The 24,858-nt window shown below is 69.9% G+C and carries 23 protein-coding genes and 1 pseudogene; 11 read left to right on the top strand and 13 right to left on the bottom strand.

Annotated elements, in window-relative coordinates; translation table 11 throughout:
- Positions 1–6 precede the first annotated feature (6 nt).
- Positions 7–1,413, bottom strand: coding sequence for an FAD-binding protein (locus ACZ3H8_RS09100; RefSeq protein ID WP_467399291.1), 1,407 nt, complete (start codon positions 1,411–1,413; stop codon positions 7–9).
- Between the two features lie 145 nt (positions 1,414–1,558).
- Between ACZ3H8_RS09100 and ACZ3H8_RS09095 the strand changes: the two genes are divergently transcribed.
- The 3 genes from ACZ3H8_RS09095 (at position 1,559) to ACZ3H8_RS09085 (ending at position 4,122) form a co-directional block, all read left to right on the top strand.
- Positions 1,559–2,116, top strand: a complete 558-nt coding sequence (locus tag ACZ3H8_RS09095) for a phosphatase PAP2 family protein (protein ID WP_467399289.1) — start codon at positions 1,559–1,561, stop codon at positions 2,114–2,116.
- The gene (locus ACZ3H8_RS09090) at positions 2,109–3,068 is read left to right on the top strand and encodes a decaprenyl-phosphate phosphoribosyltransferase (RefSeq protein WP_467399286.1); all 960 of its coding nucleotides are present in this window, start codon (positions 2,109–2,111) and stop codon (positions 3,066–3,068) included. The genes ACZ3H8_RS09095 and ACZ3H8_RS09090 overlap by 8 nt, the downstream gene beginning before the upstream one ends.
- 145 nt (positions 3,069–3,213) lie before the next feature.
- Entirely contained in the window at positions 3,214–4,122 is a 909-nt protein-coding gene (locus ACZ3H8_RS09085; protein ID WP_467399283.1) for a YihY/virulence factor BrkB family protein, read from the top strand.
- On the opposite strand, the gene ACZ3H8_RS09080 is transcribed toward ACZ3H8_RS09085, so the two are convergent.
- A complete protein-coding gene (locus ACZ3H8_RS09080; protein WP_467399281.1) occupies positions 4,091–5,296 on the bottom strand; it encodes a D-alanyl-D-alanine carboxypeptidase family protein in 1,206 nt (401 codons plus the stop codon). The genes ACZ3H8_RS09085 and ACZ3H8_RS09080 overlap by 32 nt on opposite strands.
- Before the next feature lie 121 nt (positions 5,297–5,417).
- Here ACZ3H8_RS09080 and ACZ3H8_RS09075 point away from each other — a divergent pair, with 121 nt between their 5' ends.
- From ACZ3H8_RS09075 to ACZ3H8_RS09065, 3 genes are all read left to right on the top strand, one after another.
- Positions 5,418–5,690 carry an SCO4848 family membrane protein gene (locus ACZ3H8_RS09075; RefSeq protein WP_398994074.1) on the top strand — a complete coding sequence of 91 codons (273 nt, stop codon included), beginning with the start codon at positions 5,418–5,420 and terminating at the stop codon, positions 5,688–5,690.
- An 11-nt stretch (positions 5,691–5,701) separates the two neighbouring features.
- Positions 5,702–7,312, top strand: coding sequence for a metallophosphoesterase (locus tag ACZ3H8_RS09070; protein ID WP_467399276.1), 1,611 nt, complete (start codon positions 5,702–5,704; stop codon positions 7,310–7,312).
- Positions 7,313–7,421: 109 nt separating this feature from the next.
- Positions 7,422–8,975, top strand: coding sequence for an ABC transporter substrate-binding protein (locus ACZ3H8_RS09065; protein ID WP_467399274.1), 1,554 nt, complete (start codon positions 7,422–7,424; stop codon positions 8,973–8,975).
- Positions 8,976–9,011: 36 nt separating this feature from the next.
- Here the strand turns inward: ACZ3H8_RS09065 and ACZ3H8_RS09060 are convergent, their stop codons facing one another.
- Both ACZ3H8_RS09060 and ACZ3H8_RS09055 read right to left on the bottom strand, forming a co-directional pair.
- The gene (locus ACZ3H8_RS09060; protein WP_467399272.1) at positions 9,012–10,481 is read right to left on the bottom strand and encodes a sensor histidine kinase; all 1,470 of its coding nucleotides are present in this window, start codon (positions 10,479–10,481) and stop codon (positions 9,012–9,014) included.
- Positions 10,478–11,164, bottom strand: coding sequence for a response regulator transcription factor (locus tag ACZ3H8_RS09055; protein ID WP_467399270.1), 687 nt, complete (start codon positions 11,162–11,164; stop codon positions 10,478–10,480). Before ACZ3H8_RS09055 ends, ACZ3H8_RS09060 begins: the two co-directional genes overlap by 4 nt.
- Positions 11,165–11,323: 159 nt before the next feature.
- Between ACZ3H8_RS09055 and ACZ3H8_RS09050 the strand changes: the two genes are divergently transcribed.
- Positions 11,324–13,780, top strand: a complete 2,457-nt coding sequence (locus tag ACZ3H8_RS09050) for an MMPL family transporter (protein WP_467399969.1) — start codon at positions 11,324–11,326, stop codon at positions 13,778–13,780.
- A gap of 95 nt (positions 13,781–13,875) precedes the next feature.
- On the opposite strand, the gene ACZ3H8_RS09045 is transcribed toward ACZ3H8_RS09050, so the two are convergent.
- Genes ACZ3H8_RS09045 through ACZ3H8_RS09035 form a run of 3 tightly spaced genes read right to left on the bottom strand, consistent with a single transcriptional unit; the run spans position 13,876 to position 15,445 of the window.
- Complete coding sequence (locus ACZ3H8_RS09045) at positions 13,876–14,577, bottom strand: TetR/AcrR family transcriptional regulator (RefSeq protein ID WP_467399268.1); 702 nt, start codon at positions 14,575–14,577, stop codon at positions 13,876–13,878.
- An 11-nt stretch (positions 14,578–14,588) separates the two neighbouring features.
- A complete protein-coding gene (locus ACZ3H8_RS09040; protein ID WP_467399265.1) occupies positions 14,589–14,996 on the bottom strand; it encodes a thiol-disulfide oxidoreductase DCC family protein in 408 nt (135 codons plus the stop codon).
- Between the two features lie 5 nt (positions 14,997–15,001).
- Positions 15,002–15,445 carry a hypothetical protein gene (locus ACZ3H8_RS09035; RefSeq protein WP_356222853.1) on the bottom strand — a complete coding sequence of 148 codons (444 nt, stop codon included), beginning with the start codon at positions 15,443–15,445 and terminating at the stop codon, positions 15,002–15,004.
- A 136-nt stretch (positions 15,446–15,581) separates the two neighbouring features.
- On the opposite strand from ACZ3H8_RS09035, the pseudogene ACZ3H8_RS09030 reads away from it, so the two are divergent.
- Both ACZ3H8_RS09030 and ACZ3H8_RS09025 read left to right on the top strand, forming a co-directional pair.
- A pseudogene (locus ACZ3H8_RS09030) lies at positions 15,582–16,376 on the top strand (alpha/beta fold hydrolase); the annotation flags it as partial.
- Positions 16,377–16,412: 36 nt separating this feature from the next.
- Positions 16,413–16,925, top strand: coding sequence for a nucleotidyltransferase domain-containing protein (locus ACZ3H8_RS09025; protein WP_467399967.1), 513 nt, complete (start codon positions 16,413–16,415; stop codon positions 16,923–16,925).
- Between the two features lie 55 nt (positions 16,926–16,980).
- On the opposite strand, the gene ACZ3H8_RS09020 is transcribed toward ACZ3H8_RS09025, so the two are convergent.
- The 6 genes from ACZ3H8_RS09020 to ACZ3H8_RS08995 form a co-directional block, all read right to left on the bottom strand.
- Entirely contained in the window at positions 16,981–17,514 is a 534-nt protein-coding gene (locus tag ACZ3H8_RS09020; RefSeq protein ID WP_467399261.1) for a hypothetical protein, read from the bottom strand.
- Between the two features lie 149 nt (positions 17,515–17,663).
- Positions 17,664–18,422: a succinate dehydrogenase iron-sulfur subunit gene (locus ACZ3H8_RS09015; RefSeq protein ID WP_467399259.1), complete on the bottom strand. Its 759-nt coding sequence runs from the start codon at positions 18,420–18,422 to the stop codon at positions 17,664–17,666.
- Positions 18,422–20,176 carry a succinate dehydrogenase flavoprotein subunit gene (sdhA, locus tag ACZ3H8_RS09010; protein WP_467399257.1) on the bottom strand — a complete coding sequence of 585 codons (1,755 nt, stop codon included), beginning with the start codon at positions 20,174–20,176 and terminating at the stop codon, positions 18,422–18,424. Before sdhA ends, ACZ3H8_RS09015 begins: the two co-directional genes overlap by 1 nt.
- A 20-nt stretch (positions 20,177–20,196) precedes the next feature.
- Positions 20,197–20,697: a succinate dehydrogenase hydrophobic membrane anchor subunit gene (locus ACZ3H8_RS09005; RefSeq protein ID WP_467399254.1), complete on the bottom strand. Its 501-nt coding sequence runs from the start codon at positions 20,695–20,697 to the stop codon at positions 20,197–20,199.
- A 9-nt stretch (positions 20,698–20,706) separates the two neighbouring features.
- Positions 20,707–21,087 (bottom strand): succinate dehydrogenase, cytochrome b556 subunit, encoded by a 381-nt coding sequence (gene sdhC / locus ACZ3H8_RS09000; RefSeq protein ID WP_360871672.1) that lies wholly within the window; start codon positions 21,085–21,087, stop codon positions 20,707–20,709.
- A 167-nt stretch (positions 21,088–21,254) separates the two neighbouring features.
- On the bottom strand, positions 21,255–21,830 hold the full coding sequence (locus tag ACZ3H8_RS08995) for a 2-oxo-4-hydroxy-4-carboxy-5-ureidoimidazoline decarboxylase (RefSeq protein WP_467399966.1): 576 nt from the start codon (positions 21,828–21,830) through the stop codon (positions 21,255–21,257).
- Between the two features lie 269 nt (positions 21,831–22,099).
- Between ACZ3H8_RS08995 and ACZ3H8_RS08990 the strand changes: the two genes are divergently transcribed.
- Positions 22,100–23,722 (top strand): beta-N-acetylhexosaminidase, encoded by a 1,623-nt coding sequence (locus ACZ3H8_RS08990; RefSeq protein ID WP_467399250.1) that lies wholly within the window; start codon positions 22,100–22,102, stop codon positions 23,720–23,722.
- 210 nt (positions 23,723–23,932) lie between these two features.
- Entirely contained in the window at positions 23,933–24,619 is a 687-nt protein-coding gene (locus ACZ3H8_RS08985; protein WP_467399248.1) for a DUF4328 domain-containing protein, read from the top strand.
- Positions 24,620–24,858 lie beyond the last annotated feature (239 nt).

The raw sequence follows: 24,858 nt of genomic DNA, 5'->3' as shown, positions 1-24,858 counted from the left end.
GTTCTCCTAGAGAGTCAGTCGGCGGGACAGGTCGGAGGTGAAGACCCCGCCTGGGTCGAGACCGGCCCGCAGGGATCGGAATTCGGGCAGCCGCGGATACATCTTTGCGAGCAGTTCCGGGCGCAGCCTGGAGTCCTTCGCCAGATAGACCCGGCCGCCCGCCTCCGCGACCTCCTCGTCCAGCTCGTCGAGGAAGGCGCCGAGCCCGGTCAGCCCGGCCGGGATGTCGAGGGCGAGCGTCCAGCCGGGCATCGGGAAGGACAACCACCCGGGATCGCTCTCGCCGAAGCGCTTCAGCACCGCCAGGAACGACGGACAGCCGCGCCGTGAGATGCGCTGCACGATTCGGCGCAGGGTCTCCTCCTGCCCGTACCCGACGACGAACTGGTACTGCACGAAGCCGCCTCGGCCGTAGATCCGGTTCCAGTGCGGGACGCCGTCCAGGGGGTGGAAGAAGGCCGAGATCTTCTGCAGCTCACCGGTCCGAGAGCGGGGCGCCCTGCGGTACCAGAGCTCGTTGAAGAGCCCGACCGTGGCGCGTCCGAGCAGCCCCTCCGGTACGAATCCGGGGGCGGGCGGCAGTTGTCCCGGGCGGAAGGACAAAGGGGCGCGCCGGGTGCGCCGGGGGAGCGCGGCCAGTGGCGCGTGCTCTCCCCTCGCCAGAACCGAGCGCCCCAGCGCGCGCCCGCGCGCGAGGAGGTCGATCCAGGCGACGGAGTACCGGTACCGGTGGTCGGTGGCGGTGAGCCTTGCCATCAAGTCGTCCAGATCCACCGCCCGTTCGGTGTCGACGGACATCAGGGAGGTCTCGACCCGGTGGAGCCGGACGGCCGCCGAGAGGATCACGCCGGTAAGGCCCATGCCACCCGCTGTCGCGTCGAACAGGTCGGTGCCGGGGAGGACGGTGTGTACCGAACCGTCCGCCGTCAGCAGCTCCAGCGAGCGCACATGGCGGGCGAACGAACCCGACACATGGTGGTTCTTGCCGTGGATGTCCGCGCCGATCGCGCCGCCGACCGTGACATAGCGGGTCCCGGGCGTCACCGGCACGAACCAGCCGAGCGGCAGCAGCACTTCCATCAGCCGGTGCAGACTGACGCCCGCGTCGCACACGACGACGCCCGCCTCGGCGTCGATGGTGCGGATGCGGTCCAGCCCGGTCATGTCGAGTACGGTTCCGCCCGCGTTCTGCGCCGCGTCGCCGTACGCCCGCCCCAGCCCGCGCGCGATGCCACCGCGCGCGCCCCACTCCCGTACCGCTGCCGCGGCCTCTTCGTGGGTACGGGGACGCAGCAGGCGGGCGGTCGTCGGAGCCGTCCGGCCCCAGCCGGTGACGGACACGAACTCGGGACCGGCACTGGCATTGGCACTGGCACGTGCGTCGGTGATGCGGGTGTCGGCAGCCACGCCCATGACCGTATAGCCACCTATGCCCTCTTTTTGCGGTACCTCAGGTGACTCGCCGAAATGGGTGATTATACGAGTGTCATCAAAGAATGACGTGAAAGTCGGCCGGTCGCCGACGAGAGTCGCCCCTGGCTCATGAGAGGGGTGGCAGATGAGATACGTCGACTGCGCGGCGGCCGACCGGCGGCTGCTGGCGGCGATGCGGGACTGCGGCAGTCAGCCGCGGATCGCCGCAGCCGCCCGCGCGCTCTCCCTCAGCGGCGAGCACGGCGCGCTCTGGCTCGCCGGGGGGCTCGTCGGCGCGGCGATCGACCGTGAGCGGCGCGGAGCCTGGCTCCGCGCCATCGCACTCGTGGGCGCCGCGCATCTCGCGAGCATGGGCGTCAAGCGGGCAGTACGCCGCCCCCGCCCCCGACTCCCGCATCGCGAGCCGCTCGTCCGCATCGCGAGCCGCCACTCCTTCCCCAGCTCACACGCCACCTCGGCGGCCGCGGCCGCCGTGGCCTTCGGCGCGCTCCGCCCGGCCGGCCGTCGGCTGGCACCGCCGCTGGCGGCCGCGATGTGCGTGTCCCGTCTCGTCGTCGGCGTCCACTACCCGACGGACATCGCGGCCGGTGCCGTACTCGGCGGTCTGACCGCAGGCATGGGCGCGGCCTGGATGACGCGCCCGCTGGCTCCGCCCGCAGCGGGAGGCGGGCGGAATGGCTGAGCGCGGCTCCGCGCTGATCGAGCGGCCGGAACGCCCCGGCCGGCCAGGACGGCCCGCTCAGCCCCGGGCCGTGACCCTGCCCGTCGGGCTGCTCAGGACCGCCCGGCCACGCCAGTGGATCAAGAACGTCCTGGTCGTGGCCGCGCCCGCCGCCGCCGGAGATCTGGGCTCCCGGCACGCCGCCGTCCAATTGGCCATCGTCTTCGCCCTGTTCACGGCGGCCGCCTCGGCCGTCTACCTGATCAACGACGCCCTCGACGCGGACGCCGACCGGGCCCACCCCGTCAAATGCCACCGGCCCGTCGCCGCCGGCGAGGTGCCCGTGACCGTCGCGCACACCCTGGGAGCGGTGCTCGGCGTCGCCGCGGTCGCCGGGGCGGCGGCCCTGTGCAATCCCATGACCGGTGCGCTGCTCACCGCGTATCTGTCGATGCAACTCGCCTACTGCGTCTGGCTCAAGCACGTCCTCGTCGTCGATCTCGCCGTCGTCACCGCCGGGTTCCTGATGCGCGCGATCATCGGCGGGGTCGCGCTCGGTATCCCGCTGTCGCGCTGGTTCCTGATCACCACCGGCTTCGGCGCGCTGTTCATGGTGGCGGCAAAGCGGTACTCCGAAGCCGTGCAGATGGAGGACCGCAAGAGCGAGACCCGGGCGCTGCTGGGCGAGTACACGGCCGGGTATCTGCGCTTCGTCTGGCAGCTCGCGGCCGGCGTGGCCGTGCTTGCCTACTGCCTGTGGGCCCTGGAGAGCGGGGGCGTGGCCGCCCAGGCGCTGCTTCCCTGGCGGCAGCTGTCGGTGATCGCGTTCATCCTGGCGGTGCTGCGGTACGCGGTCTTCGCGGACCGGGGCACAGCCGGCGCACCCGAGGACGTGGTGCTGCGCGACCGGGCGCTCGCCGTCATCGGCCTGATGTGGGCGGCGATGTACGGACTGGCGGTCGCCGACCTGTGAGCGGACTGCGGCCGGCGGGCCGTGTCCGGCCCGCCCGGCGCGTTCCGTGGCCCGAGCGCGGCCGGGACCCGCTGGCCGCGAAGACCTGCCTGCGATTCTGGGGCACCCGGACGCTGGTATTCGGTGCGGAGGGTACGCGTACGACATGGAATGGCTGACCAAACTCCCCGTCATCGGCCCGCTCGTCGCCCGGTTGATGCGGACTCACGCCTGGCGTTCCTACGAGACGCTCGACCGGGTGCACTGGTCGCGGCTCGCCGCCGCGATCACCTTCATCAGCTTTCTCGCACTCTTCCCGCTGATCACCGTGGCCGCGGCGATCGGCGCCTCGCTGCTCGACAAGGAGCAGCTGAAGACGCTCGAGGACAAGATTTCCGAGCAGGTGCCTGGCATCTCCGACCAGCTCGACATCAACTCCCTGGTCGCCAACGCGGGTACGGTCGGGCTCGTCGCGGGCGCGTTGTTGCTCTTCACCGGCATCGGCTGGGTCGGCTCGATAAGGGAGTGTCTGCGCGCCGTCTGGGAGCTGGACGACGAGGACGAGGACAACCCGGTCCTGCGCAGGCTCAAGGACGGGCTCGTACTGCTCGGGCTCGGCGTGACCGTGCTCGTCTCGCTCGCCGCTTCCGCCCTCGGCTCCACCGCCGTCGGCTGGAGCGCCGACCGGCTCGGCATCGACGAAGGCGGAGCCGAGGGCGTACTGCTTCAGATCGCGGCAATCGCGATCGCCGTAGTGGCCGACTTCCTGCTGCTGCTCTACGTCCTGACGCTGCTGCCGGGCGTGCAACCGCAGCGCCGCCGCCTGGTGGTGGCGGCGCTGATCGGCGCGGTCGGCTTCGAACTGCTCAAGCTGCTGCTCGGCGGCTACATCAGGGGCGTAGCCGCGAGGAGCATGTACGGAGCCTTCGGCGTCCCGATCGCCCTGCTGCTGTGGATCAACTTCACCGCGAAGCTCATGCTGTTCTGCGCCGCATGGACGGCGACGCCGAGCAAGAACGCTCAAGAAGCGGCGGCCGGCAGGGCTAGCGGCGGCGCATCGGCCAGCGGCGGTTGACCAGGAACACGCCGGCAGTAAGCAGCACCAGCACCCCGCCGATGACAGCGAGCGCGATGCCGATGCCGCCGGAGCCCCGTTTCGCGTCGGCGGCGGTCTTCGCCGGAGCGCCGTTGTTGGCCGGCTCCGCGCCCTGTGACGGGGTGGCGGACTTCGGCGGGACCAGCTCGCCGACCGGCTTGACCTTCCCGGCCGCCGCGAAGCCCCAGTCGAGCAGCCTGCCCGCTTCCTTGTAGACCGCCTGGCTCTCGCCGGAGTCCGGGTTCATGACGGTGACGAGCAGCACCTTGCCGTTCCGCTCGGCGACTCCGGTGAAGGTCGCGCCCGCGTGCGTGGTGTTGCCGTTCTTGACGCCCGCGATGCCCTTGTACGGGGTAATGCCGTAGGCGCCGGTGAGCAGCCGGTTGGTGTTCTGGATCTCGAACGTCCCACGCTGCTTGCCCTCGACCTTTTCGCCGGGGAACTTGGCGCTCGCCGTCGAGCAGTACTCGCGGAAGTCCTTCTTCTGCATGCCGCTGCGGGCGATGAGGGTCAGGTCGTACGCGGAGGAGACCTGGCCGTTCGCGTCGTAACCGTCGGGCGAGACGACATGCGTGTCGAGCGCCTGCAGTTCGTCGGCGTGCTCCTGCATGTCCTGGACGGTCTTGGAAACGCCGCCGTTCATCGAGGCCAGCACATGCACGGCGTCGTTGCCGGAGCGCAGGAACACGCCGAGCCACAGATCGTGCACGGAGTAGGTCTGGTTCTCCTTGACCCCGACCAGGCTGCTGCCGTCGCCGACGTCCGAGAGCTCGTCGTTGGTCACCTTGTGGATGTCGGTCTTGGGCAGCCGGGGGAGCACGGTGTCCGCGAACAGCATCTTGAGCGTCGATGCCGGGGGCAGCCGCCAGTGGGCGTTGTGCGCGGCCAGCACCTCGCCGCTCTCCGCGTCCGCGACGATCCAGGACCGGCCGCTCACCTCCTCGGGCAGGACGGGCGCGCCGGGGCCGAGGCTGACCTGGGTGCCTGCCTTGCCGAGTTGGGCGCCGCCGACGGTGGACATGGAGGCCGGGGGGTTCGGGCGTTTCTCGTCTGCCAGGTCGTCGTAAGTGTCCGCCGACGCGGGGGCGACGGCGAGGGCAGGCAGCAACGCGGCGGCGGCGACCGTCAATGCGGTCCTCTTCAAAGCAGACACGGACGAGAACGTACATGCCTTTGCAGAAAATATGGTTATCAGCCCGGTGACCCGCCGGGCGCAACGCCGGGACAGCCCACCCCGGAGGCCCCGGTCGGAGGACGGCCGCGATACTGAGTCCATGAAGCTCAGCCGCCCCGTCTCCTGGTTCCTGCTCGCCTTCGGGGTGTGGAGCTGGTTCATCTGGATCACTTTCGTCAAGAACCTGTGGAAGGACGGGAGCGGGCTCGCCTTCGACGACGCGGGTGACCCGACGGCCTACTTCTGGGTCCATCTGCTGCTCGCCATCACGTCCTTTCTTCTGGGGACGGTCGTCGGAGTGATCGGGTTGCGTGGGGTGCGCGCATTGCGCCGCGAGGGGCGCGACGGGCGCGCTCGGGCTGACAGGGATTAGAGGAGCGGTCCGTGCTGGTGGTTGTCCTGCTCGTGGTGGTTGTGGTTGTCGCCCTGCTCGGGGGCGTGCACTGGTACGTGTGGCGGCGGCTGGTCCGCGACACGACGGCGCACGGCGGGGTGGCCCGTCGGGTGGGCACGGCGGCGGCGTGGGTACTGCCGGTGCTGACGGTGGGGGCGCTGGTGTCGGGGCGGGCGGGGGCGCCGTTCTGGCTGGAGCGGGTGCTGGCGTGGCCGGGGTATCTGTGGCTGGCGGTGCTGCTGTATCTGACGCTGGGGCTGGTGGTGGGGGAGGGGGTGCGGCCGGTGCTGCGGCGGGTGCTGGAGCGGCGGGCGACGGCTGGGAATTCCCCCACCCCGCCCCTTCCAGAAACTGGGGGGCAAGCCTCCCAGGCCCCCGAGCCTGCCGCGGCACCGGACGCGCACGTGGGTGCGTTCCGCACCGCGGCGCACGGGGACCCCGGTACGGTCGCCGCGCCTCCGGCCGAGCCCGCTGACCCGGCCGCCGCGGCACCGGCCGCGCACCTGACTGACGCGGCCCCGGCCCCGGTTCGGGCCGAGCCCGCTGACCCGGCCGCCGCAGGCTTCGCCGCGGCCCCGGGCACTGCGGTGCTGGACACGCACCCGGCCGACCCGGCCCCGGTTCGGGCCGAGCCCGCCGACCCGGCCGCCCCCGACACGCATGCGGATCCGGCCGGGCCTGCTGCCGCGGCCTCGGACGCTCCGGGCGCCGAAACCGCGGCCGCCTCGGACGCCGCGCCCGACCCGGGCGCCGACGTCGCGGGCCGCAGCGCAGCCCTCTCCCGGCGGCTCTTCGTGGCTCGCGTCGTCGGCGGAGGCGCCGCCGCCGTCGCTCTCGGGACCGTTGGGTGCGGGACGTACGGCGTCCTCCGTGGACCCCGGGTGAAGCGTGTCACCGTGCCGCTCGGCAAACTTCCGCGCGCAGCCCACGGGTTCCGGATCGCCGTCGTCAGCGACATTCATCTCGGGCCGATCCTCGGCCGCGCGCACACCCAGCGCATCGTCGACACCATCAACGCCACCTCGCCCGACCTCGTCGCCGTCGTCGGCGATCTCGTCGACGGCAGCGTCGCCGACCTCGGGGCCGCCGCCGAGCCGCTCGCGCAGTTGCGGGCGCGGCACGGCGCCTTCTTCGTGACCGGCAATCACGAGTACTTCTCCGGCGCCGAGGAGTGGATCGACCACGTCCGCGAGCTCGGGCTCCGCCCGCTGCGGAACGAGCGCGTCGAGATCGCCGGTTTCGACCTCGCCGGCGTCAACGACGTCGCGGGCGAGAGCGAGGGCGACGGCCCCGACTTCGGCAGGGCGCTCGGCGACCGGGACCGGGCCCGCGCCTCCGTGCTGCTCGCGCACCAGCCCGTCGTCATCCATGACGCGGTGAAACAGGGGGTGGATCTCCAGCTCTCCGGGCACACCCACGGCGGTCAGCTGTGGCCCGGCAACTACCTCGCCGCCCTCGCCAACCCCACCGTCGCCGGTCTCGAACGGTACGGCGACACCCAGCTCTACGTGACCCGGGGAGCGGGCGCGTGGGGCCCGCCCGTGCGCGTGGGGGCCACCTCCGACATCACCGTCGTACAGCTCGCTTCCCGCCAGGCATAGCCGAGGTCAAAGTTCCCTGTGAGGTGCAAGCTTCCCTTCCTCTTGTCAAGCCCCTGTGATTGGCTGAGTGCCATCACGAACAGGGGTGGGCGTGAAGAGGAGCACTGCAGTGCAGTCGATTCGGCTACGAATACTTGTCACTTGCGTGGTGGTCCTGGCCGCGGCCGTGGGCGGCTGGCAGTTATTACCGTCGAACGAGGCCAGTAAGGATCCGGTCACCGTCGGGACGTCCGACGTCGTCACCTCCCTTGACCCCTCGGGGGCGTACGACGCCGGCTCCTGGGCCATGTACAGCAACGTCTACCAGTCGCTCCTCACCTTCAAGCCCGGCGGCATCACCCCGGTCCCCGACGCCGCGCGCGGCTGCCGCTTCATCGGCATGAAGCTCCAGACGTACCAGTGCGAGCTGCGCGACGACCTCACCTTCTCCAACGGCCGCAAGATCACCGGCGAGGACGTGAAGTACTCCTTCGACCGCATGCTGCGCATCAAGACGGACGTCGGCCCGCAGCCTCTCTTCACCACACTCATGAACGTCGTGGCCAAGGGCCAGACGGTCACCTTCAACCTCAGCTCGCGTGACGCGACCTTTCCGCAGAAGGTCGCCACCGGCGCCGGATCGATCGTCGACCGCACCCAGTACCCGGAGAAGAGCCTGCGCGAGGGCTCTGCCGTGGACGGTTCGGGACCGTACGTACTGAAGGCGTACGAGCCCGGCGTCAGTGCCCGGCTCGAACCCAACCCGAAGTACCGGGGCGCGCTGACGAAGACCGGCGGGCCTGTGCTGATCCGCTACTTCGAGAGCTCCGACGAGCTCGCCGCGGCCTGGAAGGCCAAGCAGCTCGACGTCACCCACCGGCAGCTGCCGGCGAAGGTGATCGCCGGCCTCGACCCCAGCGGCTCGGGCACTCGCATCAACGAGTCGCAGAGCGCGGAGATCCGCAACCTCGTCTTCAACGTACGGCCAGGATCGCCGATGGCGAAGAAGGCGGTCCGGCAGGCGATCGCCTCGGTCATCGACCGCACCCAGGTGGTCACTTCGGTCTATCACTCCACGGTGGAGCCGCTGTACTCCCTGATCCCGCAGGGCACGCTGGCGCACAGCAACCCCTTCTTCGACGTCTATCCGCAGCCCAGCGCGGAGCGCGCCAAGAAACTCCTGGCCGACGCCGGGGTCGGAACCCCGGTGAGCTTCACCCTGGTGCACCGTGCGGACAGCGGCCCGGCGCAGGAGGCCGCCGAGCTGCGCCGCCAGCTGGAGGCGACCAGGCTGTTCAAGGTGAAGGTCGTGGCCGAGGACTGGAAGGTGTTCCAGAAGGGGTACGCGAAGGGGCAGTACGACGCGTACACCATCGGCTGGATCCCGGACTTCCCGGACCCCGACAGTTTCAGCCAGCCGCTCGTCGGCAAGGACTCCACCCTCCACAACGGCTATGAGAGCAGGACCGTCGACAGGCTGATCGCCTCGACGCAGCAGTACAGCGAACGCGCCCGCGCCACGGCGGACTTCAAATCGCTGCAGCGGGAGGTCGCGAAGGATGTGCCGCTGGTGCCGCTGTGGCAGAAGAAGGACTACGTACTGAGCAGCGAGGACGTCAACGGCTCGCAGTATTTGACGGACGGCACCGGCATCTGGCGGCTCTGGGAGCTCGGCTGGATCTGAACGGTTCGGCTGGATCTGAAACGGTGATGTCCGGGCCTAGGCCACAGCCGCCGGGAGCGCCACCGTCACCACCAGGCCCTTGCCCGGCGCCGTCTGGATCGTCACCGCGCCGCCGTGCGAGGCCACCACCGCCTGCACGATCGCCATGCCCAGCCCGCTGCCCGCAGGCTGACTCCCGCCGCCGGCCGCCCGGAAGAAGCGGTCGAAGATGCGGTCCGCTTCCTCGCGGGCCATGCCGGGCCCCTCGTCCGCGACCCGCAGCCGCACCGCTCCGGGGCCGTGCCCCGCGCCGTCCTCGCGCGCCAGCTCCACCCGTACCGGCGCGTCGGCCGGGGTGTGGGCACGTACATTGGCCAGCAGATTGCCGACGACCTGCCGCAGCCCGGACTCGTCGCCGTGCACGACCATCGCGCTGTCGGCCCGTACGTCGAGCGGGCGCTGCGGCTGCTGGGCCCGCAGATCGTCCGCCGCGTCCCGCACCAGAGCGCTCAAGTCGACCGAGCACAGCCGCAGTTGGGCCTGCTGGTCCAGCCGGGCCAGGGTCAGCAGCTCCTCGACGAGCCGTCCCATCCGGTCGGCCTCGGCGGTCATCCGGGCCAGCGCCCTGGCCCGCTCGGCGGGCTCGCGCAGCATCCCCTTGTCGTACAGCTGCAGATAGCCGCGGATCGCGGACAGCGGCGTACGCAGCTCGTGCGAGGCGTCCGCGACGAACTGCCGCAGCTGGGCCGCGCTGTGCTCGCGCGTCTCGAAGGCCGACTCGACCTGGTGGAGCATCGAGTTGAGGGCGACCCGCAGCTGCTCGATCTCGGTGACCGGATCGCGGCTGCCCGGCACCCGTCGCGTGAGGTCGCCCTCGGCGATCGCGGAGGCCGTCTCCACCATGTCCTCCAGCGGCCGCAGCCGATGGCGCGTGCCGAGCATGGTGCCCACTGCGAGGAAGGTCAACAGGACGGTGCCCAGCGCGAGATCGAGCTTGAGCGCCTTCTTGATGGCCCCGTGCACGGACTCGGTGGAGGTCGCCATGAGCACGAACGTGCCGTCGGCGAGGCGCGCCCCGACGCCTCGATACGCGTCGCCGTCGAGCTTCAGGTCGTGCGCCTCTGCGGACCCGGCGAACACGGCCGGGTCGCCGACGGCCGATGTGAGCTCGTGCTGTCTCTCCGTGGGCGCGACTCCCGCGAAGGCGATGGGCTGCCCCTTCGCGTCGAGGGCGACGAAGACCGTGTCCGCCCGGGGCAGGGTCCTCGCCGCCGCCCTCTCGGGGTCGTACTTGTCGCGCAGCGCCCCGATCGCGCTCAGCGAGTCGATCTGCTTCTGGGTGAGGCCGGCGCCCTGCAGCGCGTTGCGGGACCCAAGCAGCTCGGAGTCGACGTTGTCCAGCAGATAGTGCCGCATGCCCATCAGGCTGACCGCGGTGGCCGCGACGATGCCGAGGGCCAGCAGCGCCACATTGACGAGGGTGAGGCGGCCGCGCAGGGAATGGATGCCGCGGTGGTTGCACCTCATGCGAGTCCGTATCCGACGCCCCTGCGGGTGGTGATCAGCGGCGGTCCCAGGGGGTCCAGCTTGCGCCGCAGATAGCTGATGTACGTCTCGACGACGGTCGACTCGGCCTGGTGCTCGTACTGCCAGACATGGCGCAGCAGTTGCTCCTTGGGGACGATGCGCCCGCCGTTGCGTACGAGAAAACGCAGCAGCGCGTACTCGGTGGGTGTGAGCTGCACCGAGCAGCCCGCGCGCCGCGCCGCGTACGTAGCATCGTCCAGCTCCAGATCCCCGTACCGCAGCGGCGGGCGCACCGGCAGCACATCCGCGGGCCTGGTGCGCCGCAGTACGGCCCTGATGCGGGCCACCACCTCGTCGACGTTGAACGGCTTGGTGATGTAGTCGTCGCCGAAGCCGAGCGCCCCCACGATCTCGGCGGTCGCGTCGCGCGCGGTGACGAAGACGACGGCCATATCGCGGTGCACGGCGCGCAGTTCACGCCCCAGCGCCCGCCCGTCGCCGTCCGGAAGCATCACATCTAGGAGCGCCACATCGGGGCGCGTCTGCCCGGCAAGCTGCTGTGCCTGCCGTACGCTTCCGGCCGTAATCACCTCAAAGCGGTGATAGCGCAGCGCGATGGCGAGGACGTCGGCGATGCTCGGCTCGTCCTCGACGACCAGCACGGTCGCTCCCTCATGGTCCATGCCCTCAGTATCGGCGTGCTCCGGGTGCGGGGGGCGGATCACTGTCTTGGAGTTCCTTGAGAGTCATGGCCGCGTCACGCCACGGACCGTGTCCGCAGCCGATTCTGGAGACCGGCCCGGGGGAGACGGATCGACGAAGGGGCAGGAATCGTGGGGGCATTGGCACGCTGGTGCTATCGGCACCGGCTGGTGGTCCTGGTGCTGTGGGTGGGGGCGCTGTTCGGTCTGGGGGCCGCGGGCAGCTCGGCAGGCACCAACTACTCCAACAGCTTCAGCCTTCCGGACACCGACTCCACACATGCGTACGACTTGATGGTCACGGCGTTCCCGGAGCGCTCCGGCGACACCGACACGGTGGTGTGGCGGGTCTCCGAAGGATCCGTGCGCGACACGGCGGTACGGGAGCGGGTGGAGCCCGCGCTCAAGGAGATCGCGGGCATGAAGGGGGTCGGCGAGGTCGCGAGCCCGTACTCGCAGGCAGGCGCGACGCAGATCAGCAAGGACGGGCGGATCGCCTACGCCCAGGTCACCTTCGCCGAGCAGGCCAACGCCGTGCCGAAGGAGCTGGTCCAGGACGTCGTCGACACCGCGCAGGACGCGGAGCGGGCGGGTCTGCAGGTCGAGCTCGGCGGGCAGGCGATCACCCGTATCCAGGAGCCGCCGGCCGGCACGGCCGAACTGGTCGGCATCGCGGCCGCCGCGGTCGTCCTCTTCCTGGCCTTCGGCTCGCTCTTCGCGATGGTGCTGCCGCTCGTGGTGGCCATCTTCGGCGTCGGCACCGGAATGCTGTCGACCATGTTGCTCAGCCATGCGACGGATGTGCCCGAAGTGGCCCCGCTGCTCGGCTCGTTGATCGGCCTCGGCGTCGGCATCGACTATGCGCTGTTCATCGTCACGCGGCACCGCAAGGGCATTCTGCGGGGCATGGCGCCCGAGGACGCCGCGGTCACCGCGCTGAACACTTCGGGGCGCGCGGTGCTGTTCGCGGGCGGCACGGTGTGCATCGCGCTCGCCGGCATGCTCGTGATGAACATGCGTTTCCTCGACGGCGTGGTGATCGCCACCTCGCTGACGGTCGTGCTGAGCGTGCTGGCCGCGACCACCCTGCTGCCCGCGCTCCTCGGCGTCCTCGGCCCGCGGGTGCTGAGCCGTCGCCAGCGCCGCAGGCTTGCCGCCGACGGTCCGGATACGGCGGAGTCGAGCGGCGCCGCCGCCCGCTGGTCCGCGGCCGTGCAGAAGCGGCCCAAGTCGATCGCCCTGGTCGCGGTCGTGGTGATGGCCGCGCTGGCGATCCCCGTGCTCTCGCTGCGGCTCGGCGCGACCGACCAGGGCAACCACAAGGAGGACACCACCACCCGGCAGGCGTACGACCTGCTCGCCGAGGGCTTCGGGCCCGGCTTCAACGGGCCGCTGCAACTGGTCGCGCGGGATGCCGAACCGGCGGCCGTCCAGGCACTGGTGAGCACGGTGCGCGCCACGGAGGGTGTCGCCCAGGCCGTCGCGCTGCCCTCGCCGCCGGACTCCGGCGTCACGGTGATCCAGGTCGTCCCGACCACATCGCCGCAGTCAGAGGAGACGGACCAGCTGATCGACATTCTGCGCGGCGAAGTCATCCCGCAGTCGGGCGAGGAGGTCCATGTCGGCGGAGTGACCGCGATCTTCAAGGACTTCGCGGAGGTGACGGGCGACCGGTTGCCGTACTTCGTCGGGACGATCATCGCGCTGGGCTTCCTGCTGCTGCTGATCGCGTTCCGCTCGCTGGTCGTCCCGCTGACCGCCGCCCTGATGAACCTGATCGCGGCCGCGGCCTCCTTCGGCGTACTGGTCGCGATCTTCCAGTGGGGCTGGGGAGCGGAGGCGCTGGGCCTCGGCAAGGAGGGCCCGATCACGGCGTTCCTGCCGGTCATCATGTTGTCCCTGCTCTTCGGGCTCTCGATGGACTACCAGGTCTTCCTGGTCAGCCGGATGCACGAGGAGTGGGTGCATACGAAGGACAACGCGCGGGCCGTCCGGGTCGGCCTCGCCGAGACCAGCAGGGTCATCAACTGCGCCGCCCTGATCATGATCTGCGTCTTCAGCGCCTTTGTGCTGAGCGGCGACATGGAGGGCGCGATGGCGGGCATCGGGCTTGCCGCGGCGGTGGCGCTGGACGCGTTCATCCTGCGTACGGCGCTGGTGCCGGCAGCGATGCATCTGCTGGGGAAGTCCAACTGGTGGCTGCCGGCGGGTCTTGAGAAGCGGCTGCCGCATCTGGCGGTGGAGCCGCGGGAGGACGCGCCGGAGCGGGCAGGGTCTGCCGCTTCCGGCTCTGTTCCCGGACCGCGCTTTGGGGTGGCCGCGGGGATCGGAGGGTCCGTCGTCCATGGATTCGTCCGTACCCCGCAGGGCGAGCCGTTCGGGGACGCGATCCTCACCCTCGTCTCGCCGGGCGGCCGCCAGGTCGACCGGGCGGAGTCGCTTGCCGACGGCTCGTACATCCTGTCCGCGCCGGCCGGCGGGGCGTATCTGCTGGCCGTGACGGCGGGTGTCCATGAACCCTGGGCCGGGCACATCATGATCGGCGGCGATCCGCTGGTCCACGATGTGGTGCTCTCGGACGTGGGTGTCAGCCGCTGACGGTGAGGTCCACGAACACCCCGGCCGCGGCCGGGGTGTTCGTCGTTCCGCATTCGTCGTTCCGCATTCGGCATTCCGCATTCCGCGGTTCCGGGCTACTTCTTGCGGGCGGCGACCGTCTCCGCCATCCCCGGCAGGAAGTCCGTGAACAGCTCGTGCACATCGCGTACGAGCGGCCGCAGCACCCGGAAGCGGGCGAGCGCGATACCGCGCGTGGTGAGCCGCGCCCCGCGTTCGGCCAAGCGCCTGCTGCGCTCACGGCCCGTTGAGCGGTCGAAGACCCAGAACAGGACGAGCCCCATCTGGGACAGCCACATCAACTCGGGGAGGACGTCGGCCAGTTCTTCCGGCACCTTCCCCTTGGCGCCTGCCAGGACTTCCCGGTGGACGGCGATGGCAGCCTCGCGGGCGTGTTCCGACTCGGGGGAGAAGGGGCTGAGGGGGCTCTCCGGGTCGGCCGCGTTCTTGAAGAACTGGGCCGCGAACTCGTGGTACGGCGCCGCGATGTCCAGCCACGCCGTCATCACCCCGGCGAGCCGGGCCTCCAGATCGGTCTCCCGGTCCAGCAAGGGCCGGACCGCCGCCTGGTGCTCGGCGGCGATCCGGTCGTAGAACCCCTGGACGAGGTGTTCCTTGGAGGAGAAGTAGTAGTACGCGTTCCCTACCGAGACCCCCGCCTCTTTGGCGATGGCCCGCATCGTCGTCTTGTCGTAACCGCGCTCCTGGAAGAGCCGGAGCGCGGTCTCGAGGATGAGCGTGCGGGTCTGCTCGCTCTTGGGGGCCTTCACTTCAGTCACGGTGTCCGAGCCTAACCGGGGACGGAGCACCGGTCGTCGCAGGGCGTACCGGTGGCCCCTCCTGCTGTGGTCGCCTCGCGGTACCTGGCCGCCGCGAGCATCGTCACTCGTACGAACGGCAGTCCCGCCGGGGTGGCGAGCCAGTGGGCCTTGGGCCGGTACTCGGCCAGGGCCCAGAGGCAGACGATCCAGGCGGCGGGCCCGGTGTAGATCTGGCCCCTGTCGCCGATGACGGTGATCTCCCGCAGGGTCGTGGCGTGGTCGAGGCGCGGGTACCTGCGCCGCGCCTCGGCCGATCCCGCGGGCACCAGGTCCAGCGGTACGAGCTGCTTCTGCCGCAGCAGCCAGCTGCGCAGGTGGACGCAGAGGGAGCACTGGGCGTCGTACAGGACGGTCAGTCTCCGGACCGGGGTGCCCATCGCGCTCACGCTCCGGCGGGGCCGGGGGTGGGTGCGTCCCACGGGCCCTGGCTCGCCTGGTTCGTCCAGCCCTGCGGCCCGACCGGCGGCACCTGCTCGCGCTCCATCACTCCGCGCCGGCGGATCTTGTTGAGGACCCATACATTGCCGAGGTGCATGACGCCGAGGACGAGGAGCACGACGCCGAGCTTGACCGAGAGGGCCTCGAAGAGCCCGCGGGCGTCCTCGACCGCATCCGCCGCCTTGAGGTAGAGGGCGACGAAGCCGAGGTTCACGAGGTAGAAGCCGACCACCAGCAGGTGGTTGACGGCGTCGGCCAGCTTCTCGTCCCCCTGCAGGACGCTGGCGATGAAGATGCGCCCGTTGCGGCTCAGAGTCCGCGCCACCCAGATGGTGAGCGCCACGCTGATCAGCAGGTAGACGACATACGCAACAACAGTGAGGTCCATCCCCCACCCTCCCTTGAACGCGTTCAAAAGTCGGTGTCATGGACTGTAGACCTACTTTTGAACATGTTCAAGCGGGATGGAGGGCGGGGTGGAAAACGAGGGGCGCGACTCGCGTACGGGCTCTAACCTCGGCCGGATGACGCTCTCTTACGACATGGCCGGTCAGGGGCCCGCGGTGGTGCTGCTGCACTCGTCGGTGTGCGACCGGCGGATGTGGGACGCGCAGTGGCAGGTGCTGGCGGACGCCGGATACCAAGTGGTGCGCTGCGACTTCCGGGGGCACGGGCAGACGCCCGCGGACGCGGGTGAGTACAGCGACGCGGAGGACGTACTGGAGCTGCTGGACGAGCTCGGCATCGAACGGGCGGCCCTGGTCGCCTCCTCCTTCGGCGGGCGCGTCGCGCTGGAGGCCGCGGCCCGCAGGCCGGACCGGGTGACGGCGCTGGCGCTGCTCTGCGCCGGCATGCCGGGCCATGAACCGAGCTCGGAGCTGCGGGCTTTCGGTGCGCGCGAGGATGCGTTCCTCGACGTCGGTGACGTGTCGGCCGCGGTCGAACTCAACCTGGACACCTGGCTGGGCCCGCAGGCGGACGAGCGGGTCCGCGAGAAGGTCCGGGTGATGCAACGCCACGCGTTCGAGATCCAGCTGGCGGCGGACGAGGCGGCGCAAGCGGGGGCGTCCGAGGCCTCCGACGAAGGGCCGGTGTCACCCGCGCCCGCGCCTGCCACGGAGCCCGACCTCGGAACGATCGAGGCGCCCTGCCTCGCAGTCGGCGGCGCGCACGACGTCGCCGACTTCCGCGGGATCGCCGCCCGGCTGCCGCAACTGCTCCCCGGCGCCCGACACATCGAACTGGAGTGGGCCGGTCATCTGCCCTCGCTGGAGCGGCCCGACGAGACCACCGCGCTGCTCCGTGGCTTCCTCGCCGAGCATCTGGGCGGCCGCGCCGACCTGCGCGGCCCGGACGTGCTCGACCTCCTGGACCTCCTCGACGGGGCCGGTGTCGAGGTCTGGCTCGACGGCGGCTGGGGCGTCGACGCGCTGCTCGGTGAGCAGACCCGGGCGCACAACGATCTCGACATCGCCGTACGGTCCGAGGATGCCGACCGCTACCGGCGGACCATGCGGGACGCGGGCTTCCGGCTCTTCCGGGACGACGGCCCCCACAACTTGGTCCTCGTCGACGACTTCGGCCGCCAGGTCGACGTCCACTTCGTCGACCTGTCCGCCACCCGGACCGACGAGCACGGCGCCCGGGTGTACGGCCCGGACGGCATCGCCTACCCGGTCGGCGCCTTCGGGGCGACCGGCACGGTCCTGGGCCGCCAGGTGCCGTGCTGCACGGCCGAGTTCCAGGTCGGATCGCACGGCGGATACGAGCTCGACGAGGACGACGTACGCGATGTACTCGCCCTGCACCGCCGTTTCGGCGTCCCCCTTCTGCCCGAGCAGGCCGCCTACGCGTCACGCCTGGGCTGAGTATGCTCCGTCGCGTCCCGCCGGCCGCCGAGCGTGAACGAGGCCCCGGCACGCCTTACATGCTGCTGAGCGACCGCGCGTAGTTGATCTGGCCCATCACCATCTGGAAGGTCTGAGGACCTTGGGCCGGAATCATCGTCGAGTGGTGCTTGCCGCCACTGGTCACCGTGACCTGGATGAAGCCCGTGGTCGTCTTCTCCTTCATCAGCAGGAAGAGCAGACCCAGCAGACAGAAGATGAAGAAGACGATCGCGAGCACGATGGCGTGCGTCGGGATCTTCTCCTCGGTGCGCGACATGTCGGTCGCGTTCCACACCGCTCCCCGCAGCGGCAGCGTGCCGGCCGGCGTCACGATCGAGTCGCCCATGACGCTGATGTCACCGATCGACACCAGCGGCGCACCGCCCATCGGAGCGGGCGCACCCATCGGAACCGGAACCCCCGCGGGCTGGGTCTGGCTGTAGTCCTGGCCCTGGCCCGGATAGCCGTACCCCGGCGCCGGATTGGGGTAGCCGTACCCCGGCGTCCCCGGAGGCTGCGTCGGCCCCCACTTGTACTCCCCGTCCGCGTACGGATTCGGCTCGCTCATGGTCTCGTCCCCGCTTTCCCTGCTGTGTCACGTCAGACGGGTTCGATCCTGCCAGGTATCGCCCGGTCGGTGAAGCGAAGGGGGTACGGCAAGGGCCCCGCCTCCCAAGTCCTGGGAGCGGGGCCCTCGTACAGATTCAGCCGGAAAGGCTAGAAGCGACGCGTGATCAGCGCGCGCTTCACTTCCTGGATCGCCTTGGTGACCTCGATACCGCGCGGGCAGGCGTCCGTGCAGTTGAACGTCGTACGGCAACGCCACACGCCGTCCTTGTCGTTGAGGATCTCCAGGCGCTGCTCCCCGGCCTCGTCACGCGAGTCGAAGATGAAGCGGTGCGCGTTGACGATCGCCGCCGGGCCGAAGTACTGACCGTCGTTCCAGAACACCGGGCACGAGGACGTGCACGCGGCGCACAGAATGCACTTGGTGGTGTCGTCGAAGCGCTCGCGGTCCTCGGCGGTCTGCAGACGCTCACGCGTCGGCTCGTTGCCGGACGTGATCAGGAAGGGCATCACATCGCGGTACGCCTGGAAGAACGGCTCCATGTCCACGACCAGGTCCTTGAGGACCGTCAGGCCCTTTATGGCCTCGACCGTGATGGGCTTCTCCGGGTTGATGTCCTTGATCAGCGTCTTGCAGGCGAGCCTGTTCTTGCCGTTGATCCGCATCGCGTCGGAGCCGCAGATGCCGTGAGCGCAGGAGCGCCGGAAGGTGAGCGAGCCGTCGACGTCCCACTTGATCTTGTGGAGACCGTCGAGCACACGCTCCTTCGGGTCGATCTCGATCGGGAAGTCCTGCCACTGGGCCTCGTCGGAGACCTCGGGGTTGAAGCGGCGGATCCGGAAGGTGACCGTGATGTACGGGGAGGCGGCAGCCTCCGCCTCGACCTTGTCCAGAGTTGGGGTAGCCATCAGTACTTACGCTCCATCGGCTGGTAGCGGGTCTGGACGACCGGCTTGTAGTCGAGACGAATGGACTCGACGCCGTCGTCGCCGACCTCGCGGTACGCCATGGTGTGGCGCATGAAGTTGACGTCGTCGCGGTTGGGGAAGTCCTCGCGGTAGTGACCGCCGCGGGACTCCTTGCGGGCCAGTGCCGAGACGGCCATGACCTCGGCCAGGTCGAGCAGGTTGCCCAGCTCGACGGCCTCCAGGAGATCCGTGTTGAAGCGCTTGCCCTTGTCCTGGATCGACACGTTCTTGTAGCGGTCGCGCAGCTCGCCGATCTTCTCGACCGCGGTTTTGATCGTCTGTTCGGTGCGGAACACCATGACGTTCGCGTCCATGGTCTCCTGCAGCTCGCGGCGGATGTCCGCGACCCGCTCCCTGCCCGTCGAGCTGCGCAGCCGCTCGACTTGCGCCTCGACCAGCGAGGCCGGGTCCTCGGGAAGCTCGACATAGTCGTTCTTCGCGGAGTACTCGGCGGCGGCGATACCCGCCCGCTTGCCGAAGACATTGATGTCCAGCAGCGAGTTGGTGCCGAGGCGGTTGGCGCCGTGCACCGAGACGCAGGCGACCTCACCGGCGGCGTACAGACCCGGGACGACGGTGGTGTTGTCCGCGAGGACCTCACCCTGGACGTTCGTCGGGATGCCGCCCATCGCGTAGTGCGCCGTCGGCTGGATCGGGATCGGGTCCGTGTAGGGCTCGATGCCGAGGTACGTACGCGCGAACTCGGTGATGTCCGGGAGCTTGGCGTCCAGCTGCTCCGGCGGCAGGTGGGTCAGGTCCAGGAAGACGTGGTCGCCCTCGGGACCGCAGCCGCGGCCCTCGCGGATCTCCGTGTAGATGGAGCGCGAGACGACGTCACGCGAGGCGAGGTCCTTCATGACGGGCGCGTACTTCTCCATGAAGCGCTCGCCGTCCTTGTTGCGAAGGATGCCGCCCTCGCCGCGGGCGCCCTCGGTGAGGAGGATGCCCATGCGCCAGATGCCCGTCGGGTGGAACTGGAAGAACTCCATGTCCTCCAGCGGCAGTCCGCGCCGGTAGCAGGCGGCCTGGCCGTCACCGGTCAGCGTGTGCGCGTTGGAGGTGACCTTGAAGAACTTGCCGGTGCCGCCCGAGGCGTAGATCACGGCCTTCGCCTGGAAGATGTGGATCTCGCCGGTGGCCAGCTCGAACGCGACCACGCCCGCCGACTTCTTGACGCCGTCGACCTCGGTGATCAGCTGGTCCAGGACGTAGAACTCGTTGAAGAACTCCACGCCCTCCTTGACGCAGTTCTGGTACAGCGTCTGGAGGATCATGTGGCCGGTGCGGTCCGCGGCGTAGCAGGACCGGCGGACCGGGGCCTCGCCGTGGTTGCGCGAGTGGCCGCCGAAGCGGCGCTGGTCGATGGTGCCGTTCGGGGTGCGGTTGAACGGCAGACCCATCTTCTCCAGGTCGAGGACCGCGTCGATGGCCTCCTTCGCCAGGATCTCGGCGGCGTCCTGGTCGACCAGGTAGTCACCGCCCTTGACCGTGTCGAAGGTGTGCCACTCCCAGTTGTCCTCCTCCACGTTGGCGAGCGCGGCGGCCATGCCGCCCTGCGCCGCGCCCGTGTGGGAGCGGGTCGGGTAGAGCTTCGTCAGCACGGCGGTACGGCTGCGCTTGGTCGACTCGATGGCCGCGCGCATACCGGCGCCACCGGCGCCGACGATGACGGTGTCGTACTTATGGATCTTCATTGGTCTCGTCAGCCCCGGCTTTAGCGGATGTTCGGGTCGAAGGTGAAGATCACCAGCGTGCCCAGAAGGATGGTGAACACCGTGGCGGTGTACAGCAGGCCCTTGAGCCACAGACGCGTGTTGGCGCGCTCCGCGTAGTCATTGATGACAGTGCGGAGGCCATTGGCGCCGTGCAGCATGGCGAGCCACAGCATCAGCAGGTCCCAGGTCTGCCAGAACGGTGACGCCCAGCGGCCGGCCACGAAGGCGAAGCCGATCTTGGAGACGCCGCCGTCGAGCACAAGCTGGATCAGCAGGTGGCCGATGACGAGGACGACGAGGACGACGCCGGACAGGCGCATGAAGAGCCACGCGGCCATCTCGAAGTTGCCGCGGGTCGCCTTGGGGGTCGTCCTGGTGCGCCGGCGCGGCGCCTCGATGTACGGGGCCGGGTTGTCTGTGTCGAATCGGAGGACAGGCTCGCCGCCCTCGACGGGGCCGACGGCGGACGTGGTGTCAGCAACTGTGTTGTTCGAAGACATGGTCTGGCGTCAGCTCCCGAACAGTTCACGTACGGCGTGGCCGAGCACCGGGTAAAGGGCGCCCACCATCAGCACGAACCAGATGGCCATCACGGTCCAGAACATCTGCTTCTGGTAGCGCGGGCCCTTGGACCAGAAGTCCACGGCGATGACACGCAGGCCGTTGAGCGCGTGGAAGAGAATCGCGGCCACCAGGCCGTATTCGAGCAGCGCCACGATCGGCGTCTTGTACGTGGCAACGACATCGTCATAGGCCTCTGGCGAGACGCGGACGAGAGCGGTGTCCAGCACGTGTACGAACAGGAAGAAGAAGATGAGGACGCCGGTGACTCGATGAGCCACCCAGGACCACATTCCTTCCCGGCCGCGGTACAGCGTTCCAGCCGGCACGGAAGAACCCTCCGGGAGCGGGGATTGGGGCCTGCCGGCTTGGGGGGTCGGTCTGGCCCGGCCGGGTACGGTCCACCGGCCCCGGCCATCGTAGCGACGACTTGTCGGTTCGCTTGCCCGGGGTCCACAGGTGTGATCAAACAGGCAATCAAACAGCCTCGGACGGGCTATCGGGAAGCCCCTGCGACGTCTGATTCCGGATGGTTGGCCACTACATGTGCCAGTCGGGAGCGCACGAGTCCGCGCAGCTGCTCGGCGGAGACGGCCCGCTCCTCGTCCGGTTCGTGGCCGAGACGGGCGCGGATGCCGGCCAGCACCTGGTCGAGGTACTCCTCGGGGTGGTACCCGTCTAGGCAGATCACGAAGGCGTGGCCGAAGCGGCTCTCGTACGCGGCGTGCGCGGCGCCGATCGCGGTGTGGGCGGCCTGGGGCGCGCCCGGGTGCACTCCGGCGGACGACTCGTCGGCGAGGGCCTCGCAGAGGTCGGCGGGGGAGAGGTCGTAGCTGGCCTCGTCGGCGGCGGCGAGGAGCGCGTCGAGGTCGGGGTAGGGGCGGTGGGCGACGAGTCGCTGGGCCCAGCGACTGCTGCCGCAGCAGGCGAGGAGGGTGGCTTCGGCGACGTCGGCGGGGGCGGTGTTGAAGCGCTCGAGGCCGGGAGCGCCGCGGTGCCGGCCCGGTGGCGGGGCCGGTGGCGAGGCCTGGGAGGGGGAGCCATGTGAGGCCTGGGACGCCTGGGAGGCCAGCTGGGACGGTATGGCCGATGGTGTGAGGGCGCGGGGCGTGTGGTGGAGTGTCGGCGGTCGCTTCGGGAGGCCGGCGTGGGATTCGCTGGACAGCGGGGGCTCCTCGAAAAGGACAGCTGGACGGCTGCGACGCAGGGGATGGATGGGTCATAACGCTATCCGCGCCTGACATGAGCTGTCCGACGGATGCGCAATTTTCACCCGGACGAGAGAGTTTCGATCATGTGATGGACGATGGACGGGGGTGCTTCGCCGTAGTTACGCAATAAATGGGAGGTATCCGAGTGATACGGCACTTTGGGCGCACGCGGTTCACCGGAGCGGTCCTCGCGGCAGCCGCGGCCTTCTCGATGACGCTGTCCGGCTGCTCGACCGGTGAACCCGACAGGGCGGGCGGCGGTGGTGCGCGGGGCGACGTGAAGGCCCCCACCGCGAGCCCGTCGCCGTCGCCGTCCCGGACGTACGCCCTCTCCAAGGCGCCCGCCACCATCCCCTCCGTACGCACGCACGAGCCGGCCCGCGGTCCTGGCTGGCGGCCCGGGCCCGGCGGCGGAGTTGTCGTCGCCAAGGGCAGTGAAGCGCTCGCCGACGAGGGCCGGCTGATAGCCGGCGAACTGAAACTCGGCTACCGCGGCGCCGTCCCGGCCCGTGCGGGCGACGTGGAACTGGCGCTCGCGGGCAAGGGCGGGCGCGAGTCGTACACCGTCATCACCGGCGGCGGCCGGGTGCGGATCACCGGTGCCGACGAGGCCGGCGCCTTCTACGGGACACGGACCCTGAAGCAGGCCGTGAAGTCCGGCGGCGTGATGCCGGAGGGCGTCGTACGGGACGGGCCGGACCGGCCGCAGCGCGGGCTGATGATCGACATCGCACGCAAGCACTTCACCGCGGGCTGGATCGAGGACCGGCTGCGCGAGATGGCCGACCTCAAGCTCAACCAGCTCGGCCTGCACTTCTCCGACGACCAGGGCTTCCGTATCGCATCGGACTCGCATCCCGAGGTGGTCTCGAGTCAGCACCTGACCAAGGACGAAGTCCGGCGGATCGTGGACCTCGCCGCCCGGCTGCATATCGCGGTCATCCCGGAGATCGACTCCCCGGGCCACCTGGGCGCGGTGCTGGCCGCGCATCCGCAACTGCAGCTGCGGGACGCGGCGGGCAGGTCCGTGCGGGGCGCGATCGACATCGGGCAGCCGGCGTCGGCGCAGATCGTCGATGAGCTGCTGAAGGAGTACGCGGATCTGTTCCCCGGCGCGTACTGGCATCTGGGCGGGGACGAGTACCAGGCGCTGGTCCGGCAGAACCCGGAGGCGTCCTTCCCGCAGCTGGCGGCCCTGGCCCGGCAGAAATACGGACCGCAGGGGCGGGTCCAGGACCTGGCGACGGCCTGGGTGAACGACCGCGCGGCGGTGCTGCGGCCGGAGGGCAAGAAGCTCAAGGCCTGGAACGACGGCTTCTTCCGCGGCGGTGCGGTCGCCGTGGACAAGGACATCGAGGTCGAGTACTGGACCGGCAAGGAGATCGGGGCGCGCCCGCCGGTGGAGTATCTGCGTGAGGGCCGACGGCTGGTGAACGTCAACGACGAGTATCTCTATTACGTGCTGGGCCAGCCGCAGACCTTCGTATATCCGACCGGCCGGCGGATATACGAGCAGTGGAACCCGTTCGTGATCCGCGGCACTCAGCCGGTGTCACGGCAGTACTCGGACCAGATCCTGGGCGGCCGCTTCGCGGTGTGGTGCGACCTGTCCCGGTCCCAGACCCAGGACCAGGTGGCGCGCGGCATCGCCATGCCGCTGGCGGCGACGTCCCAGAAACTGTGGGACCCACGCAAGCCGAGCCGCAGCTGGCAGAGCTTCGAGCAGCTGGCGCGGACGCTGGGCTTGGCCTGAGCTGCGGATTCGCGCTGGACGGTGGCCCGGCCGGAGCCATATCGTCCGTGAGCGGTCGCACGGAGTGCGGTCCCGGTTCCACGACGCCTCCGGGGAGGGGCGTCATCGCGCCCGTGGGGGGTCTGCTCAGCCATGCTCTGCTCGAACTGCCGGAAGAACACAGCCACAACCGATGACGGACTCTGCGACGGCTGCCCGGCCGTCCCGGTGGTGGACCGCACCTTGCCGGGACGGCCCGCGGAGCGTCGGCCGGGTGTCCTGCGCTCGCCGGTCGGGCTCTCCTACGCCGTGGTCGCACTGCTCTGCATCGTCGTCGCGGCCGACGTCTTCTCCATGTTCGCCGCGGCCGGCCTGCGGAACCTGATGGGCACGGCCTATTCGGAGACGGACCTGGAGCAGGCCCTGTCGGTGACGGATGCCGCCGGCGTCGTCCAAGGGGTCGCGCAGATCGCCACTGCCGTTGTCTTCATCATCTGGTTCTCCCGGGTGCGGGCCAACGCCGATGTGTTCGCGCCTGATCTCCAGCGGCGCGGTCGGGGCTGGGCGATCGGCGGCTGGTTCGTCCCGTTCGGGAATTTCTACCTCCCGCGCGCGATCGCAGCCGACATCTGGGCGGCCAGCCGCCAAGACCCGTACGGCACGGGGAAGCAGGAGCCACACACCATCATCAACGTCTGGTGGATCGCATGGCTCGTCTCGAATCTGGTCAATGGCATTGCGGGCGCTCAGTACGACATGGCCCAGACGGCGGACGAGGTCCAGGCGGGCGCGGACGCCTTCATCGTCGGCGGTCTTGTCGACATCGGGGCCGCGCTGCTGGCGGTCGTCGTCGTGCGCAGGCTCACGCGTATGCAGCTCACCAAGGCGGTGCGGGGAGCGGAGAAGGTCGCGGTGTGAGCCCGCCCGGGGGCGCGCGGGCTCACACCGCGTGATTCGGCCGAGGCGTTCCCAACAGGGCGCTCTGCAGGCCGAGTTCCGGTGGCGCAAAATGTAACAGAGCTGTGGCGTATATGTGTACGAGTTGCGCATGGTGAATAGCGCACGTCGGCTTGGCAGGACTGTGGCGGCAGGGGTGCCAAAGGGAGTACTTTGCGCCAAGCGGTCCGCGGCCCGCGCCGAGGAACTCTGCTTCCGAT

The organism is Streptomyces sp. NPDC002868, from assembly GCF_055563295.1.
Note: the sequence above shows the minus strand (reverse complement) of the source record. Positions and strands in the feature narration are given on the sequence as shown.

Coding starts and splice junctions, on each gene's coding strand:
- ACZ3H8_RS09100 (WP_467399291.1), bottom strand. CDS start 1,413: ATGGGCGTGGCTGCCGACACCCGCATCACCGACGCACGTGCCAGTGCC.
- ACZ3H8_RS09095 (WP_467399289.1), top strand. CDS start 1,559: ATGAGATACGTCGACTGCGCGGCGGCCGACCGGCGGCTGCTGGCGGCG.
- ACZ3H8_RS09090 (WP_467399286.1), top strand. CDS start 2,109: ATGGCTGAGCGCGGCTCCGCGCTGATCGAGCGGCCGGAACGCCCCGGC.
- ACZ3H8_RS09085 (WP_467399283.1), top strand. CDS start 3,214: ATGGAATGGCTGACCAAACTCCCCGTCATCGGCCCGCTCGTCGCCCGG.
- ACZ3H8_RS09075 (WP_398994074.1), top strand. CDS start 5,418: ATGAAGCTCAGCCGCCCCGTCTCCTGGTTCCTGCTCGCCTTCGGGGTG.
- ACZ3H8_RS09060 (WP_467399272.1), bottom strand. CDS start 10,481: ATGAGGTGCAACCACCGCGGCATCCATTCCCTGCGCGGCCGCCTCACC.
- ACZ3H8_RS09055 (WP_467399270.1), bottom strand. CDS start 11,164: ATGGACCATGAGGGAGCGACCGTGCTGGTCGTCGAGGACGAGCCGAGC.
- ACZ3H8_RS09040 (WP_467399265.1), bottom strand. CDS start 14,996: ATGGGCACCCCGGTCCGGAGACTGACCGTCCTGTACGACGCCCAGTGC.
- ACZ3H8_RS09035 (WP_356222853.1), bottom strand. CDS start 15,445: ATGGACCTCACTGTTGTTGCGTATGTCGTCTACCTGCTGATCAGCGTG.
- ACZ3H8_RS09020 (WP_467399261.1), bottom strand. CDS start 17,514: ATGAGCGAGCCGAATCCGTACGCGGACGGGGAGTACAAGTGGGGGCCG.
- ACZ3H8_RS09015 (WP_467399259.1), bottom strand. CDS start 18,422: ATGGCTACCCCAACTCTGGACAAGGTCGAGGCGGAGGCTGCCGCCTCC.
- sdhA (WP_467399257.1), bottom strand. CDS start 20,176: ATGAAGATCCATAAGTACGACACCGTCATCGTCGGCGCCGGTGGCGCC.
- ACZ3H8_RS09005 (WP_467399254.1), bottom strand. CDS start 20,697: ATGTCTTCGAACAACACAGTTGCTGACACCACGTCCGCCGTCGGCCCC.
- ACZ3H8_RS08990 (WP_467399250.1), top strand. CDS start 22,100: ATGGGAGGTATCCGAGTGATACGGCACTTTGGGCGCACGCGGTTCACC.